Raw genomic sequence first — 15214 nt, 5'->3', positions numbered from 1 at the left:
CACCGCGCGTCACCCCCGAGGGCCGCTGACCAGAGTTCACCTGGTCGGCGGCCCTCGGCCTTTGCCCGTCCACCAGCCCCGTACCCGCAGCGCCTCCAGGAGCCGTCCGTGCAGCTGTCCGTCGACCCCGCCGCCGCCACTCCCCCGTACGAGCAGATCCGCGCCCAGATCGCCGAGCAGGCCCGCTCCGGCGCGCTGCCGACCGGGCTGCGGCTGCCGACCGTACGGGCCCTCGCCGAGGAGCTGGGGCTGGCCGCCGGGACGGTCGCCCGGGCCTACAAGGAGCTGGAGGCGGACGGAGTGGTGGAGACCCACGGCCGGCGCGGCACCCTGATCGCCGCCACCGGGGACGCCGCCCACCGGCTGGCCGCCGAGGCCGCCGCCGAGTACGCGGCGCGGGCGCACCGGCTGGGGCTCTCCCGGCCGGACGCCCTGGCCGCCGTGGTCACCGCGCTGGACCTGGCCTATCCCGGGGCGTGACGCCCCATCCTGGCCCGGATCAGACCTCCGGGCGCATCATCCCTGCGGCGGGCGCCTGGGAGGGCGGGGCGGTGGTGCCGAGGGGCTGTCCGAGGGCGCTGTGCTTGACCCAGTCCGTCCAGGAGACGTTCCAGTCTCCGAAGCCGTTGCCGAAGGGTTCCATGGTGGCGCCGCGGCTGTTCACCACCGTCACCAGGTCCCCGATCCGGGTGTTGTCGTAGAACCACTTGGCGTTGTCGGTGCTCATGCCGGTACAGCCGTGGCTGACGTTCTCGACGCCCTGCGCACCGACCGACCAGGGCGCCGCGTGGACGTACTCGCCGCTCCAGGTCACCCGGGTGGCCCACAGCACGTCCAGGTCGTACGACTCCGAGCTCCCGGCCTTTATTCCGATGGTCTCGCCGTTCATCCGCACCGAGCGCTCCTGGCCGAGCACCACCTTGACGCCGTTGCGGGTGTCGAAGCCGGGCTTGCCGGTGGTCACCGGGATGGTCCGGACCACCTCGCCGTCACGCTTGAGGGTGAGCTGGTGGGCCGCCGCGTCGACGACCGACTCGACCCGCGCGCCGATCCGCATCCGGATCGAGGTGCGGTCGCCGCCGTAGAGGCCGTCGGAGATCCGGACGCCGGTGCCGTCGAAGGCCAGCGCCACGGCCGTCCCGGCCGGCCAGTAGTCCTCCGGGCGGAAGTGCAGGTTCTTGTCGTCCACCCAGTACCAGGCGCCGGTGACGGCCGGCTGGGAGCTCACGGTGAGCACCCGCTCGACCTCCTGGCGGGCCTGGGGGTCCTTCACCGCCTCGGAGAGCGTCACGGTGAGCGGCTGGCCCACCCCGTAGACGCCGCTGCTGGAGGTCTCCGGGCCGAGCTCGGCGGTGAGCAGGCGCTGGGCGGCCAGGGTGGTGAAGCCCTGGGTGGTGTCGCCGCGGCCGTTGCGGCCGTCGTCGGCGGCGATCCGGACGGCGTAGGCGGTGCCGGCCTTCAGCCGGCCGGTGGTCTGCCAACTGCGCTGGTCGTCGGCGAGCCGCCCGGCCACCACCCGGCCGTCCGGGCCGACCACGGTGACGTCCGTGAGCCGGCTTCCCGCCACGGCGGTCACGGTGACCGGCTTGGACGGGTCGACCTTGCCCTCGGCCGAGAGGTGGACGAGTGGACCCGCGTCGATCCGGTGCGGGCCGGCGGGATCGTCCTCGCCTGAGGAGCAGGCGGCCAAGGGGGCCAGCACTGCCAGGGCCAGCGAGATGCTGCCGATGCCTGCGATTCCGCGCCTGTCGGCCATGACCGCCTCCGAGGGGTCCGCACTATTCGCACGATTGCTCAGATCGTAGGAACCGCCCGGATCGAACGACATCCGAGCGACCTCCCGTTCACCCGGGCGAGTGAGCTCGTCACTCCCCGGACGCAGCAGGACCGGTCCCCCCGTACGGGAAGACCGGCCCTGGTGTCGGCAACGGAACCTGCCGAACCTACTGGTTCTGGTTCTCGCCCCGGTAGAACTCGAAGACCCATCCGAAGATGCCGATCAGGATGATCGGAGCGGCCCAGAACATCAGCCACCAGCCGAAGATCACGCCCAGGAAGGCGAGCGCGCCACCGAGCGCCAGCGACAGCGGCTGCCAGCTGTGCGGGGCGAAGAAGCCCAGCTCGCCGGCGTCGTCCGCGACCTCGGCCTCGGGGTTGTCACCCGCGCCGCTGTCCACCCGACGGGCGGTGAAGGCGAGGTAGTACCCGATGAAGGCGCACAGGCCGAAGGCCAGGAACAGCGCGGTGGTACCGGCTGCCTCCAGACCCGGGCCGTTGCTCGCGTGGCTGGTCCACAGGCCGTACGTGATGGCCATCGCCAGCACGAAGACCGCCAGACCGAGGAAGATCTTTCCCTGTTCCTTCATCAGGCGTCACCCTCCTGCTTGCCCTTGCCCAGCTTCGGGGCGTCGTACTTCGCCGGGGTCACACCGGCGAGGTGCTTGGCCGGCTCGCCGTGGTTCTCCAGGTAGTCCAGCGCGGCGATCTCCGGGTGGTGGAGGTCGAAGGCCGGGGATTCGGAGCGGATCCGGGGCAGGGTGAGGAAGTTGTGCCGCGGCGGCGGGCAGGAGGTCGCCCACTCCAGGGAGCGGCCGAAGCCCCACGGGTCGTCCTGCTCGACCTTCTCGCCGTACTTGGCGGTCTTCCAGACGTTGTAGAGGAACGGCAGGATCGACAGGCCGAGCACGAAGGAGCCGATGGTCGAGACGGTGTTCAGCGTGGTGAAGCCGTCCGAGGCCAGGTAGTCGGCGTAGCGGCGGGGCATGCCCTCCGCGCCGAGCCAGTGCTGCACCAGGAAGGTGGTGTGGAAGCCGAAGAACAGCGTCCAGAAGGTGATCTTGCCGAGGCGCTCGTCCAGCATCTTGCCGGTCATCTTCGGCCACCAGAAGTGGAAGCCGGCGAACATCGCGAAGACGACGGTACCGAAGACCACGTAGTGGAAGTGGGCGACGACGAAGTACGAGTCCGAGACGTGGAAGTCGATCGGCGGGGAGGCCAGCAGGACACCGGTCAGACCACCGAAGAGGAAGGTGACCAGGAAGCCGACCGTCCAGAGCATCGGGGTCTCGAAGCTCAGCGAGCCCTTCCACATGGTGCCGACCCAGTTGAAGAACTTCACACCGGTCGGGACCGCGATCAGGAAGGTCATGAAGGAGAAGAACGGCAGCAGCACCTGCCCGGTGACGTACATGTGGTGCGCCCACACCGTCACGGACAGACCGGCGATCGCGATGGTGGCCGCGATCAGGCCGGAGTAGCCGAACATCGGCTTGCGGCTGAAGACCGGGATGATCTCCGACACGATGCCGAAGAACGGCAGCGCGATGATGTACACCTCGGGGTGGCCGAAGAACCAGAACAGGTGCTGCCACAGCATCGCCCCGCCGTTGGCGGGATCGAATACGTGGGCCCCGAACTTGCGGTCCGCCTCCAGGGCGAACAGCGCGGCGGCGAGCACCGGGAAGGCCAGCAGGACCAGCACCGAGGTCAGCAGGACGTTCCAGACGAAGATCGACATCCGGAACATCGTCATGCCCGGAGCGCGCATGCAGATGATCGTGGTGATGAAGTTGACCGCACCGAGGATCGTGCCGAAGCCGGAGAAGGCCAGACCCATGATCCACATGTCGCCGCCGACGCCGGGCGAGTGCACCGCGTCCGACAGCGGGGAGTAGGCGAACCAGCCGAAGTCGGCGGCGCCGTTCGGGGTCAGGAAGCCGCCGACCGCGATCGACGAACCGAAGAGGTACAGCCAGTACGCGAACATGTTCAGACGCGGGAAGGCCACGTCCGGGGCACCGATCTGGAGCGGCATGATCCAGTTCGCGAAGCCCGCGAACAGCGGGGTCGCGAACATCAGCAGCATGATCGTGCCGTGCATCGTGAACGCCTGGTTGAACTGCTCGTTCGACAGGATCTGGGTCCCGGGACGAGCCAGCTCGGCGCGCATGACCAGGGCGAGGATGCCACCGATCAGGAAGAAGGCGAACGACGTACCGAGGTACATCGTGCCGATCGTCTTGTGGTCAGTGGTGGTCAACCACTTGATGATGGTCGAACCCGGCTTGCGGGTCCGCTGCGCCCCGACCGTGACGGCCTCGGCGCCCCCGCCGGCCGCGGCGGGCTCGTTGAGGATGGTCACTTCGCTTCACTTCCCATGGTGATGACGCCGGAGGGCACCGCGCCTTCCTGGCCCTTCGCACGGAGCTCGGCCAGGTGCTTGTCGTAGTCGGCGCGATCGACGACCTTGACGTTGAACAGCATGCGCGAGTGGTCGACGCCGCAGAGCTCGGCACACTTGCCCATGTAGTCGCCCTTGACGGTCGGGGTGACCTCGAACTTGTTCACCACGCCCGGAACGACGTCCATCTTCATCATGAAGTTGACGGGCCAGAAGTCGTGGATGACGTCACGAGAGGTCAGTCGGAACTGCACCGTCTCGTTGACCGGCAGCCAGAGCGTCGGAGCGTCCTTGGGCGTACCGACGTCGTACGCGGCGTCCTTGTTGGCCGGGTCGGGGGTCTCGGTGTTCTCGTAGTTGAACGCCCAGCTCCACTGGAAGCCCACCACGTTGACGTAGTGCTGCGGCTTGGCGGAGACGGAGATCAGCTTCGACTCGTCGCGGGCGACGAAGTAGAAGAGGACCGAGACGATGATGATGGGGACCGCGGTGTAGAGCGCCTCGATGGGCACGTTGTACCGGGTCTGCGGGGGGATCTCCACGCCGGTGCGCTTGCGCCGGTGGAAGATCACGCTCCAGATGATCAGACCCCACATCAGTACGCCGACCACCAGCGCCGCGATCCAGGAGCCCTGCCACATCTGGAGGACCATGGGTCCTTCCTTCGTGACCGGACTCGGGAGGCCAAGCCTGGGGAGGTCGTTGGCCGAGCAGCCGGTGGCGGTCGCGATGACGAGGCCCAGTGCCAGCGCCTGAGGCAGCTTCCGCCGCATCGTGCGCCGCGGCGAGCGGTCGGAGCCGTTGGGACTCACGTAGCGCCTTCCCGAAGTCTCGCCCGCCTTCGCGTCGCACCGGGAGGGGAGTGTGAGCCCCTCCGGCGACCCGTCCACGGGCACGGTTTGAATGCTTATGCGGGCCAAACCCTACTCCAGCCTTATGCGCTCCTGACGGGCAGCCCCCGGTAACGCGCCGCCCGGTCGCCCGATCAGGCCCGGCAGGGGCTGCGCCGCAGGTCATCGTAGGCATTCGAGGTCCTTACGCCCGATCGGGGGATGACCTCGAACATCGCGGGTGACGGCCCGTCGGGACCGGACGAAGCGGACATTCGGGATGATCGACTGACGACCGGTGAGCAATCCCGCCGCCGCCACCCCGTTCCCGGGTGTGTCGTTAAATGTGACCGTGTACTTCGACGTGGCCTCGACGGCCCCTCTGCACCCCGTCGCGCGGCAGGCCCTGACCGCCGCCCTGGACGAGGGCTGGGCCGATCCGGCCCGGCTGTACCGCTCCGGCCGACAGGCCCGGATGCTGCTGGACGCCGCCCGGGAGACGGTCGCCGCCGTCCTGGGCGCGCGGGCCGACGAGATCTCCTTCACCGCCAGCGGCACCCAGGCCGTCCAACTCGGCCTGCTGGGCGCCCTGTCCGGGAACCGGCGGCGCGGCGGGCACCTGGTGCACTCCGCGGTGGAGCACTCCAGCGTGCTGCACGTCGCGGAGCGCCACGAGGCCTCCGGCGGCGAGGTCTCGGTCGTCCCGGTCGACCGCGGCGGACGGGTCGACCCGGCGGCCTTCGGCGCCCTGCTCCGCCCGGACACCGCGCTGGCCGCCCTGCAGAGCGCCAACCACGAGGTGGGCACCGTCCAGCCGGTCGACGAGGTGGCCGCGCTGTGCGCCGGGGCCGGGGTGCCGCTGCTGGTCGACGCGGCGCAGAGCGCCGGGCGGGTGGACGTCCCGGCGGGCTGGTCGCTGCTGACCGCGAGCGCGCACAAGTGGGGCGGTCCGCCCGGGGTCGGGGTCCTCGCCGTGCGCAAGGGCGTCCGGTACGCCTCCCCGCTGCCGGCCGACGAACGCGAGGGCGGGCGGGTGCCCGGGTACGTCAACGTCCCGGCGATCGTGGCCGCGGCCGCCTCGCTGCGGGCCGTCCGGGCCGAGGCCGAGCGGGAGAACGCCCGGCTGCACGCGCTGGTGGAGCGGATCCGCGCCCGGGTGCCGCAGCTGGTGCCCGAGGTCGAGGTGGTCGGCGACCCGGTGCGGCGGCTGCCGCACCTCGTCACCTTCTCCTGCCTGTACGTGGACGGCGAGGTGCTGCTGACCGAGCTGGACCGGGCGGGCTTCGCGGTCTCCTCCGGCTCCTCCTGCACCTCCTCCACCCTGACGCCGAGCCATGTGCTGGCCGCGATGGGGGTGCTCACCGAGGGCAACGTCCGGGTCTCGCTGCCGTACGGGACGGCCGAGGCGGACGTGGAGCGCTTCCTCACCGTGCTGCCCGAGCTGGTCGCCGGGGTCCGGGCGCCGCTCGGGCTGGACCTGCCCGCGCCTGCGGCCGCGTCCGCACCGCTCCTGGTTCTCGATGCCTTGGGGAAGCGCTGTCCGCTGCCGGTGATCGAGCTGGCGAAGCGGATCGGCGAGGTGCCGGTGGGCGGCACGGTCGTCGTGCTGGCGGACGACGAGGCGGCCCGGCTGGACATCCCGGCCTGGTGCGGGATGCGCGACCAGGAGTACGCGGGCGAGGCCCCGGCCGCCGACTACGGCGGCGACCGGGGCTCGGCCTACCTCGTCCGGCGGACTACTTGACCAGGTGGGCGCTGATCTCGGCGGCGGCCTCGGCGCCGTAGGCGGCCTCGAAGCGCTTCAGGAAGGCGGTCGGGCGCAGCTCGTACTCCTGGGTGCCGACGGTCTCGATCACCAGGGTGGCGAGCATGCAGCCGAGCTGGGCCGAGCGCTCCAGGTCGAGCGCCCAGGACTGACCGGCCAGGAAGCCGGCCCGGAAGGCGTCGCCGACGCCGGTCGGGTCGACCTTGGCGTCCTCGGCCGGGCAGCCGACCACGATCGGGGCCTCGCCCTTGCGCTCGATCCGGACGCCCTTGCTGCCCAGGGTGGTGATCCGGGTGCCGACCCGGGTGAGCAGCTCCTCGGCGTCCCAGCCGGTCTTGGTCTCGATCAGCGCGGCCTCGTACTCGTTGGTGAACAGGAACGAGGCGCCGTCCACCAGCTCGCGGATGTCCTCGCCGTCCAGTCGGGCCAGCTGCTGGGAGGGGTCGGCGGCGAAGGCGTAACCGCGGGTGCGGCACTCCTGGGTGTGCCGGACCATGCCCTGCGGGTCGTCGGCGCCGATCAGCACGAGGTCGAGGCCGCCGACCCGGTCGGCGATCGGCTTGAGCTCGATGTTGCGGGCCTCGGCCATGGCGCCGGTGTAGAACGAGGCGATCTGGTTGTGGTCCTCGTCCGTGGTGCACATGAAGCGGGCGGTGTGCCGGGTCTCGGAGATGTGGACCGAGTCGCAGTCCACGTTGTTGCGCTCCAGCCAGCTGCGGTACTCGGCGAAGTCCGCGCCGGCGGCACCGACCAGGACCGGGCGGAGCCCGAGCACGCCCATGCCGAACGCGATGTTCGGGGCGACCCCGCCACGGCGGATGTCCAGGGCGTCGACCAGGAACGACAGCGACACGGTGTGCAGCTGCTCGGCGACGAGCTGGTCGGCGAACCGACCGGGGAACGTCATCAGGTGGTCGGTGGCGATCGAGCCGGCGACGGCGATACGCACGGGGGTCTCCTCAGGATGGCAACACGGGCCAGCGGGGGTGGATGAACCCACCCACGGTACCCGTCCGGGCGGGCGCGCCAGCAAGAGTCCCGCAAGCTGCTCGACGTCCCTCCGACCGTGGTGGCACCCGGCACCCTCGAACGTGTACTACCTCCGGGTAGCACTGGTGGGCTTCCGGGGCCCGGCCTAGGGTCGGCCTCAGGAGCCCTGCCGGACCCGGGCGGGGCCCGTCGTCAGCCGTGGCAGTGCGGCCGCGGCCCTGGATCGGAGCGATGCCCGATGATGCCCAACCACTCCCCGTCGGACGCCCGTCGGGCGGACGCGGACGGCGAGACCCTGGACGCCCTGGTCAGTTCCTCCCGGCGGCTGCGCCGGTTCTGGCCGGTGGTGACGGCCGGACCGGAGCCGGCCACCCCCGCGTCCGTCGGTGTCCGGGTCCCGTCCGGGGCGCAGCGGCTGGTCGCCGGGATGGCCGAGTACGGCATCTGAGCCGACCCGGACCGGCACGGAACCGGATCCGACCGGGGCACGTCACATCCGCGCGGAGCGGCCGAGGAGGCGGCGCCGCTGAGCCCTCGGGAGGATGTGCAGATGGATCTGGAGACGATGCCGCGCCGTGGACGGCGGGCGACGGCCCTGGCGGTGGCCGCGCTGGCGGCGGTGGTGACTCTGGCCGGGTGCAACGGGGACGGCAAGGGTTCCGCCGACTCGGCGGCGGCCACCGCGGGCGCCTCGGGTTCGACGAGCGCCTCCCCGTCGGCACCATCGGCCCCCGGCTCACCGTCCGAGGGGGCCGGCCCGGCGAGCCCGTCCGGCCAGGCGCCGCCGACCGGCTGGTCCCCGACCCCGGCCCAGCCCGCGCCGGGCCGGCCCTCGGGCGCGGCCACTCCCCCGGCCAACGGGATCGCCCCCGGCGAGCCGAACCCGGCGGGGACGGGCACGGCCAATCCCAATGTCCGCCCGCCGATCGGCTACCGGTTGGACGGCGGTACCAAGCTGACCGTGTACTTCTTCGGCGGGGTCTGCACCAAGTACGCGCTGAAGGCGGACGAGTCGCAGTCCGGCCAGGTGGACGTCGCGGTCGTGCCGGGCCCGCCCGCCGTCCAGCCGGGGCAGGTCTGCACCGCGCTGGCGAAGCGGCAGGCCGTCTCCGCCGACCTGCGCTCGCCGCTGGCCGGGCGGACGGTGGTGGACCGGACCAGCGGCCAGGAGGTGCCGCTGGAGGGCGACGCCCACATGGGCCCGGACCCGGTGACCCCGGACGGCCCCGCGCGCTAGCAGCGGGAGCGGCGGAGACGGCGGAGGCGTCGGAACGCGAAGAGGCGGCCCCGGGGAAGTCCCCGGAGCCGCCTCACCGTTCGAGGCCGGCCGTCAGGCCTAGCTGAACGAGTCGCCGCAGGCGCAGGAGCCGGTGGCGTTCGGGTTGTCGATCGTGAAGCCCTGCTTCTCGATGGTGTCGACGAAGTCGACGGTGGCGCCACCCAGGTACGGGGCGCTCATGCGGTCGGTGACCACCTTGACGCCGTTGAAGTCCTTGAGCACGTCGCCGTCGAGCGAGCGCTCGTCGAAGAACAGCTGGTAACGCAGGCCGGAGCAACCACCGGGCTGGACGGCGACGCGCAGCGCCAGGTCCTCGCGGCCTTCCTGCTCCAGCAGGGCCTTGACCTTGGCCGCGGCGGCATCGGTAAGGAGGATGCCACTCTCGACGGTGGTCTCGTCCTGGACGGTCATCTGCTTTCTCCCGGTCTTGACGACGGTCTGCCGCCAGTGCCAACCACGGACCGTCCGGTTTCATTTCCCGGTCGGCGATGGATTTCTGCGGCCTGCTCGACGCCTGGTTCTCCGTGGGCCGGGCGTGTCACCCGGGCCTCTACCTCCCCATGCTCGCACAACCGCGGCGGAGCGGGCACCGCCCGCGGTACGGATCCGGGCGAACGGGCCCCACGGCCGCCCCCCGGACGCCAGGATGGGCGGCATGATCCTTCGCCAGGTCAGGGACACCGCAGCGGACGCGGAGGTCGTCCAGGAGGTGTCCCTCGCCGCGTTCGCCGCACCGTCCGACGACCCCGCGCGGCCGCCCCGGCCGACGCCGCTGCAGCTGGCCCGGACCCGGCACCTGGCGCGCACCGACCCCGGGGGCTGCTGGCTGGCGGAGAGCGGCGGGCAGGCGGTCGGGGTGGTGCTGTCGATGCGTCGCGAGGGCCTGTGGATGCCGTCACTGTTCGCGGTCCGGCCGACCGCGCGGGACCGGGGCGTCGGCCGGCTGCTGTTCGAACGGGCCCTGGCGCACGCCGGGGGCTGCCTGCGCGGGATGGTCTGCGTCTCCGGCTCCCCGGCGGCGGCCCGCCGCTACCGGCTGGCCGGCTTCACCCTGCACCCGGCGATGCGGCTGACCGGCCGGGTGGACCGGGAGGGGCTGATCGACCCGGGCGACATCCCGGTGCACCGCGGCAACGCCACCCACCTGCACCTGCTGGACTCGGTGGACCGGCGGCTGCGCGGGTCCGCGCACGGCCCGGACCACGAACTGATGCTGGGGCACTTCGAGGAGCTGCTGGTCGCCGACGCGCTGGCCGGCAGCGGCTACTGCTACCGGGACGGCGGGGTGGTGCGGCTGCTGGCGGCCACCAGCAAGCGGATCGCGGCCCGGCTGCTGCGCGAGGCGCTGGCCCGGGTGCCGGACGGGGTCGAGGCGCGGGTGGAGTACCTGACCGCCGAGCAGGAGTGGGCGTTGGACGTCGGGCTGGAGGTCGGGCTGACCCCGGAGACGGCCGGCTTCGTCGGGGTGCGCGGGATGCGGCCGCCGGCGCCGTACCTGCCGAGCGGGGCGTTCCTGTAGGGCGTGCGGCCCCGGAGGTGCGTACGGCCCCGCCGGGTGGACCGGCGGGGCCGTGCGGACGGACGACGGGCCCGATCAGGCCATGGTGTCCAGGATCTCCCGGACCATCTCCATGGTGGTGCCCGGGTGCAGGAAGGCGAAGCGGGCGACCGTCTCGCCGTCCCAGCCGGTCGGGGTGACGAAGCCGATCTGGTCCGCGAGCAGCTGCTGCGACCAGCGGTAGTAGTCGTCGTTGGTCCAGCCGGTGCGCTTGAAGCAGACGGCGGAGAGCTGCGGGTCGAACAGCAGCTCCAGGTGCTCGGTGTCGCGGATCAGCTGGGCGGTGTCCCGGGCCAGCTGGAGACCGGTCTCGATGGCGTCGGTGTAGGCCTGGACGCCGTGCACGGCCAGCGAGAACCAGAGCGGCAGGCCGCGGGCGCGCCGGGTCAGGTGGTAGGCGTAGTCGGTGGGGTTCCACTCGTCGCCCTCGGTGTGCAGGACGTCCAGGTAGGAGGCGTCCTGGGTGTGCACGGCGCGGGCGAGCTGCGGGTTGCGGTAGATCAGCGCGGCGCAGTCGAAGGGGGCGAACAGCCACTTGTGCGGGTCGACCACGAAGGAGTCGGCGTGCTCGATGCCGTTGTAGCGCTCGCGCACCGACGGGGCGAACAGGCCCGCGCCGCCGTAGGCGCCGTCCACGTGGAACCACAGGTCCCGCTCGCGGGCGACCTCGGCCAGGCCGGCCAGGTCGTCGACGATGCCCTCGTTGGTGGTGCCGGCGGTGCCGACGACGGCGATCACCGTCTCGGGGTGAGGGTCGGCGGCCAGGGCGGCACGCAGCGCCTCGCCGGTGAAGCGGCGGTCCACGGTCGGGACCTTGAAGGCCTCGACGCCGATGATGTTGAAGGTGTTCTTGACCGAGGAGTGCACCTGGTCGGCGACGGCGATCCGCAGCCGGGCCTCCGGGCCGACGCCGAGCTTGCGGCGGGCGGTGTCGCGGGCGACCACCAGGGCGGACAGGTTGCCCGCCGAGCCGCCGGAGACGAAGCAGCCGCCGGCCGAGGCGGGCAGCCCGGCCCGGTCGGCTATCAGGCGCAGCACCTGGTTCTCGGCGGCGATGGCGCCGGCCGCCTCCAGCCAGGAGATGCCCTGCAGCGAGGCGCAGGAGACGACCATGTCGAACAGCAGCGCGGCCTTGGTCGGGGCGCACGGGATGAAGGACAGGTAGCGGGGGCTGTCGGCGGAGATGACCGCGCGGGACAGCTCGTGGTCGTACAGCTTGAGCACGTCGGCCGGGGCGTTGCCGTCCTGGTTGAGCAGGCCGGCCAGCTGGGTGCGCAGGTGCTCGCCGTCACCGGGGTGGTCGAGCGGGACGGGGTCGTACTGCAGCCGGTCCCGCATGTAGTCGAAAACCAGGTCGACCAGTTCGTTGTCGGGCCGGTGCATGCGGTCGGGTGCTGCGGACACGGCTGTCCCTCTCGGCTGTGGGTGTCGGGGGGCGGTCCGCTCGCGACAGGAGGACCTCACCGCACTGACCGGACGTGATCAGCGTAGGCAGCGGGGCGGCCTCGCCGCGCGTCGGAACGCGGCTGGTCAGGCAGGTTTCGGGCGTGTTCGGACGGGTCGGCGCAGGATTCCTGCGCCGACCTTGACGGGTCCGATACGGGGGCGGGGCGGGGGCGGGCCGGCGGTCAGCCGATCAGCTGGGAGAGGACCACCGAGGAGCGGCTGCGCTGGACGCCGGGCTCGCGCCGGATCCGCTCGATGACGGCCTCCAGGTGGCGCATGTCGGCGGCCCGCAGGTGCACCAGGGCGTCCGGGTCGCCGGTGACCGTCCAGGCGGCGATCACCTCGGGGAACTGTCTCAGGCTGGCGAGGATCTCCTCGGGGGCGGTGCGCTCCCGGCAGTAGACCTCGACGAAGGCCTCGGTCTGCCAGCCGAGCACGGCCGGGTCGAGCACCACGGTGAAGCCCCGCACCACGCCGCGCGCCCGGAGCCGGTCGATCCGGCGGCGCACGGCGGTGGCGGAGAGGTTCACCTGGAGGCCGATCTCGGCGTAGGAGGCGCGGCCGTCGCTGCCGAGGCGGGCGAGGAGCTGGCGGTCGGTCTCGTCGAGGTCCGCCCCGATCACCTCGTGCGCTCGGCTGCTGGTCATCGGTGCGGGGCTCCACGGGTCGTGCGGGGGGCGAGGGGGCGTCCCGGCGCGGCGGCGCTGGCACTGCCGCTCTTGCCGAAACGGTTCGCCACCCATTCTGGCGGATGACCTGAACCAGTTCATCGCCGACAGATGACGGCGAGAAGACCGTCTGCCCACCCGGCGCGCTCAGTCCACCAGGAGCACGATCTTGCCCCGGGTGCGTCCCTCGGCGCTGAGCGCCTGGGCGGAGGCCGCCTGCGCCAGCGGGAAGGTGGAGGCGACGGTGACGGTCAGCCGGCCCTCGTCGGCGAGCGCGGCCAGCTCCGCCAGTCCGGCCGCGTCCGGGCGGACCCAGACGTAGTGGCCCCCCAGCGCCTTGACCCCGAAGTCGGTGATCGAGGCGATCCGGGCCGGGTCGGCCACCAGCTCGGCCGAGACCTGGACGGCGCCGCGGCCGACCAGGTCCAGGGCCGCGTCCACCCCGTCCGGGGCGAGTGCGCGGACCCGCTCGGCCAGGCCCTCGCCGTACGCGACCGGCTCGGCGCCGAGGCCGCGCAGGTAGTCGTGGTTGCGCTCGCCCGCGGTGCCGATCACCCGGGCGCCGCGGGCCCGGGCGAGCTGGACGGCCAGGTGGCCGACCCCGCCGGCCGCGGCGTGCACCAGCAGGGTCTCCCCCGCCGCCAGCCCCAGCGCGTTCAGGCTCTGCAGCGCGGTGAGCCCGGCCAGCGGCAGGCCGCCGGACTGCGCCCAGTCCAGCGCGGCGGGCCGACGGGCCAGGGTGCGGACCGGGGCGGAGACCAGTTCGGCGTAGGTGCCGTGCTCCACCGCGTCCTTGCGGACGTAGCCGTACACCTCGTCGCCCGGGGCGAACTCGGTCACCCCGCCGCCGACCGCACGGACCACGCCCGCCACGTCCCAGCCCATGACCAGGGGGAAGTGCGCGTCCAGCAGGCCGTCCAGGGCGCCGTCCCGGACCTTCCAGTCCACCGGGTTCACCCCGGCCGCCCGGACCTGCACCAGCACGGAGTCGGGGCCGACCTTGGGGTCGGGCAGGTCGGTGTACTCGACCACCTCGGGGCCGCCGTAGCGGTTGATCGCGATTGCTTTCATGGGCTCAGAGATACCCGGAGGCTTCGAAATATCGATTCGGCCACGGCCGACCCCCCCGAATTGGCTATCCGGCCACGCCAGGGGCCCGATCCGCAGAGCGGTTCTCGTCACATCGACAGGATGGCCATCGTCACTCTGACGCTAACCGGTTAGAATAGATAGTGTCAGATAGACGAAAAGGCCCCACCGCTGGTTCGGCCGCACAGAAGGGCACCCGCCCGTGACCACCACCATCACCGAGACCCACGGCGTCGACCCCACTCCGACGCCGCTCGCTCTGCTGCTGCTCGGCCGGGAGGCCGACCCGAACAGCGAGCGCGGCGTCGAATGCCCCGGCGACCTCCCGGCGGCCTCCGACCCCGACCTCGTCGATCGCGCCCGGGCCGCCAAGGCCGCCCTCGGCGACCGCGTCTTCATCCTCGGCCACCACTACCAGCGCGACGAGGTGATCGAGTTCGCCGACGTCACCGGCGACTCCTTCAAGCTCGCCCGCGACGCCGCGGCCCGCCCCGAGGCCGAGTACATCGTCTTCTGCGGCGTGCACTTCATGGCCGAGTCCGCGGACATCCTCACCGGTGACGACCAGCAGGTCGTGCTGCCGGACCTCGCGGCCGGCTGCTCGATGGCCGACATGGCCACCGCCGAGCAGGTCGCCGAGTGCTGGGACGTGCTGACCGACGCCGGCATAGCCGACGTCACCGTCCCGGTCTCGTACATGAACTCCTCCGCCGACATCAAGGCCTTCACCGGCAAGCACGGCGGCACCATCTGCACCTCCTCCAACGCCCAGCGCGCCCTGGAGTGGGCGTTCGAGCAGGGCCAGAAGGTGCTTTTCCTGCCCGACCAGCACCTCGGCCGGAACACCGCCGTGCGGGACCTGGGCCTCTCGCTCGACGACTGCGTCCTGTACAACCCGCACAAGCCCAACGGCGGCCTGACCGCCGAGCAGCTGCGGGACGCCAAGATGATCCTCTGGCGCGGCCACTGCTCGGTGCACGGCCGGTTCAGCGTGGACTCGGTGAACGATGTCCGCGAGCGGATCCCCGGCGTGACCGTCCTGGTGCACCCCGAGTGCAAGTACGAGGTCGTCGCGGCCGCCGACATGGTGGGCTCGACCGAGTACATCATCAAGGCGCTGGACGCCGCCGAGCCCGGCTCCAAGTGGGCCATCGGCACCGAGCTGAACCTGGTCCGCCGCCTCGCCAAGGCGCACCCGGACAAGGAGATCGTCTTCCTGGACCGCACGGTCTGCTTCTGCTCGACCATGAACCGGATCGACCTGCCGCACCTGGTCTGGGCGCTGGAGTCGCTGGTCGAGGGCCGGGTGCCGAACGTGATCACCGTCGACGCGGAGACCGAGAAGTACGCCAAGGCCGCGCTGGACCGGATGCTGGCCCTGCCGTAGCCCGGAGCCGGAGAACGACGAA

General features: G+C 71.9%; 15 protein-coding genes. 6 read left to right on the top strand and 9 right to left on the bottom strand.

Features of this window, described 5'->3' with window-relative positions; genetic code table 11:
* The first annotated feature begins 108 nt into the window (after nucleotides 1–108).
* Nucleotides 109–480 carry a GntR family transcriptional regulator gene (locus ACIP4P_RS14370; RefSeq protein ID WP_350515895.1) on the top strand — a complete coding sequence of 124 codons (372 nt, stop codon included), beginning with the start codon at nucleotides 109–111 and terminating at the stop codon, nucleotides 478–480.
* 19 nt (nucleotides 481–499) lie between these two features.
* On the opposite strand, the gene ACIP4P_RS14365 is transcribed toward ACIP4P_RS14370, so the two are convergent.
* From ACIP4P_RS14365 to coxB, 4 genes are all read right to left on the bottom strand, one after another.
* Nucleotides 500–1756, bottom strand: a complete 1257-nt coding sequence (locus ACIP4P_RS14365; RefSeq protein WP_350515894.1) for an Ig-like domain-containing protein — start codon at nucleotides 1754–1756, stop codon at nucleotides 500–502.
* A 187-nt stretch (nucleotides 1757–1943) separates the two neighbouring features.
* Nucleotides 1944–2366, bottom strand: a complete 423-nt coding sequence (locus ACIP4P_RS14360) for a cytochrome c oxidase subunit 4 (RefSeq protein ID WP_188304003.1) — start codon at nucleotides 2364–2366, stop codon at nucleotides 1944–1946.
* A complete protein-coding gene (gene ctaD / locus ACIP4P_RS14355) occupies nucleotides 2366–4141 on the bottom strand; it encodes a cytochrome c oxidase subunit I (protein ID WP_350515893.1) in 1776 nt (591 codons plus the stop codon). Before ctaD ends, ACIP4P_RS14360 begins: the two co-directional genes overlap by 1 nt.
* Nucleotides 4138–4992 (bottom strand): cytochrome c oxidase subunit II, encoded by an 855-nt coding sequence (gene coxB, locus ACIP4P_RS14350; protein WP_350515892.1) that lies wholly within the window; start codon nucleotides 4990–4992, stop codon nucleotides 4138–4140. Before coxB ends, ctaD begins: the two co-directional genes overlap by 4 nt.
* 316 nt (nucleotides 4993–5308) lie before the next feature.
* On the opposite strand from coxB, the gene ACIP4P_RS14345 reads away from it, so the two are divergent.
* Nucleotides 5309–6754: a cysteine desulfurase/sulfurtransferase TusA family protein gene (locus ACIP4P_RS14345; protein WP_400917760.1), complete on the top strand. Its 1446-nt coding sequence runs from the start codon at nucleotides 5309–5311 to the stop codon at nucleotides 6752–6754.
* On the opposite strand, the gene ACIP4P_RS14340 is transcribed toward ACIP4P_RS14345, so the two are convergent.
* A complete protein-coding gene (locus ACIP4P_RS14340; protein ID WP_400917759.1) occupies nucleotides 6747–7724 on the bottom strand; it encodes a carbohydrate kinase family protein in 978 nt (325 codons plus the stop codon). The two genes, ACIP4P_RS14345 and ACIP4P_RS14340, sit on opposite strands and share 8 nt — an antisense overlap.
* 279 nt (nucleotides 7725–8003) lie before the next feature.
* Between ACIP4P_RS14340 and ACIP4P_RS14335 the strand changes: the two genes are divergently transcribed.
* Both ACIP4P_RS14335 and ACIP4P_RS14330 read left to right on the top strand, forming a co-directional pair.
* Nucleotides 8004–8213: a hypothetical protein gene (locus ACIP4P_RS14335; protein ID WP_400917757.1), complete on the top strand. Its 210-nt coding sequence runs from the start codon at nucleotides 8004–8006 to the stop codon at nucleotides 8211–8213.
* 102 nt (nucleotides 8214–8315) lie between these two features.
* Complete coding sequence (locus ACIP4P_RS14330; RefSeq protein WP_400917755.1) at nucleotides 8316–9002, top strand: hypothetical protein; 687 nt, start codon at nucleotides 8316–8318, stop codon at nucleotides 9000–9002.
* A 99-nt stretch (nucleotides 9003–9101) separates the two neighbouring features.
* Here the strand turns inward: ACIP4P_RS14330 and erpA are convergent, their stop codons facing one another.
* Nucleotides 9102–9455, bottom strand: coding sequence for an iron-sulfur cluster insertion protein ErpA (gene erpA, locus ACIP4P_RS14325; protein ID WP_350515887.1), 354 nt, complete (start codon nucleotides 9453–9455; stop codon nucleotides 9102–9104).
* A 244-nt stretch (nucleotides 9456–9699) separates the two neighbouring features.
* On the opposite strand from erpA, the gene ACIP4P_RS14320 reads away from it, so the two are divergent.
* Entirely contained in the window at nucleotides 9700–10563 is an 864-nt protein-coding gene (locus ACIP4P_RS14320) for a GNAT family N-acetyltransferase (RefSeq protein ID WP_350515886.1), read from the top strand.
* A 75-nt stretch (nucleotides 10564–10638) separates the two neighbouring features.
* Here ACIP4P_RS14320 and ACIP4P_RS14315 read toward each other — a convergent pair whose 3' ends face one another.
* The 3 genes from ACIP4P_RS14315 to ACIP4P_RS14305 form a co-directional block, all read right to left on the bottom strand.
* Nucleotides 10639–12006 (bottom strand): pyridoxal phosphate-dependent decarboxylase family protein, encoded by a 1368-nt coding sequence (locus tag ACIP4P_RS14315; RefSeq protein ID WP_400917752.1) that lies wholly within the window; start codon nucleotides 12004–12006, stop codon nucleotides 10639–10641.
* 224 nt (nucleotides 12007–12230) lie between these two features.
* A complete protein-coding gene (locus ACIP4P_RS14310; protein ID WP_363436151.1) occupies nucleotides 12231–12695 on the bottom strand; it encodes an Lrp/AsnC family transcriptional regulator in 465 nt (154 codons plus the stop codon).
* Between the two features lie 168 nt (nucleotides 12696–12863).
* On the bottom strand, nucleotides 12864–13787 hold the full coding sequence (locus tag ACIP4P_RS14305) for an NADP-dependent oxidoreductase (protein ID WP_400917750.1): 924 nt from the start codon (nucleotides 13785–13787) through the stop codon (nucleotides 12864–12866).
* Between the two features lie 220 nt (nucleotides 13788–14007).
* On the opposite strand from ACIP4P_RS14305, the gene nadA reads away from it, so the two are divergent.
* Nucleotides 14008–15192: a quinolinate synthase NadA gene (nadA, locus tag ACIP4P_RS14300; RefSeq protein WP_400917748.1), complete on the top strand. Its 1185-nt coding sequence runs from the start codon at nucleotides 14008–14010 to the stop codon at nucleotides 15190–15192.
* Nucleotides 15193–15214 lie beyond the last annotated feature (22 nt).

The organism is Kitasatospora sp. NPDC089509, assembly GCF_044749365.1.
Lineage (GTDB): Bacteria > Actinomycetota > Actinomycetes > Streptomycetales > Streptomycetaceae > Kitasatospora.
The sequence above is the reverse complement of the archived record's forward strand: the minus strand, read 5'-3'. Positions and strand labels throughout refer to the sequence as shown.

Bases quoted from the DNA above. Each gene is read 5' to 3' on its own strand.
- ACIP4P_RS14310 (WP_363436151.1), bottom strand. From the start codon at position 12,695: ATGACCAGCAGCCGAGCGCACGAGGTGATCGGGGCGGACCTCGACGAG.
- ACIP4P_RS14320 (WP_350515886.1), top strand. From the start codon at position 9,700: ATGATCCTTCGCCAGGTCAGGGACACCGCAGCGGACGCGGAGGTCGTC.
- ACIP4P_RS14305 (WP_400917750.1), bottom strand. From the start codon at position 13,787: ATGAAAGCAATCGCGATCAACCGCTACGGCGGCCCCGAGGTGGTCGAG.
- erpA (WP_350515887.1), bottom strand. From the start codon at position 9,455: ATGACCGTCCAGGACGAGACCACCGTCGAGAGTGGCATCCTCCTTACC.
- ACIP4P_RS14365 (WP_350515894.1), bottom strand. From the start codon at position 1,756: ATGGCCGACAGGCGCGGAATCGCAGGCATCGGCAGCATCTCGCTGGCC.
- ACIP4P_RS14360 (WP_188304003.1), bottom strand. From the start codon at position 2,366: ATGAAGGAACAGGGAAAGATCTTCCTCGGTCTGGCGGTCTTCGTGCTG.
- ACIP4P_RS14335 (WP_400917757.1), top strand. From the start codon at position 8,004: ATGATGCCCAACCACTCCCCGTCGGACGCCCGTCGGGCGGACGCGGAC.
- ACIP4P_RS14330 (WP_400917755.1), top strand. From the start codon at position 8,316: ATGGATCTGGAGACGATGCCGCGCCGTGGACGGCGGGCGACGGCCCTG.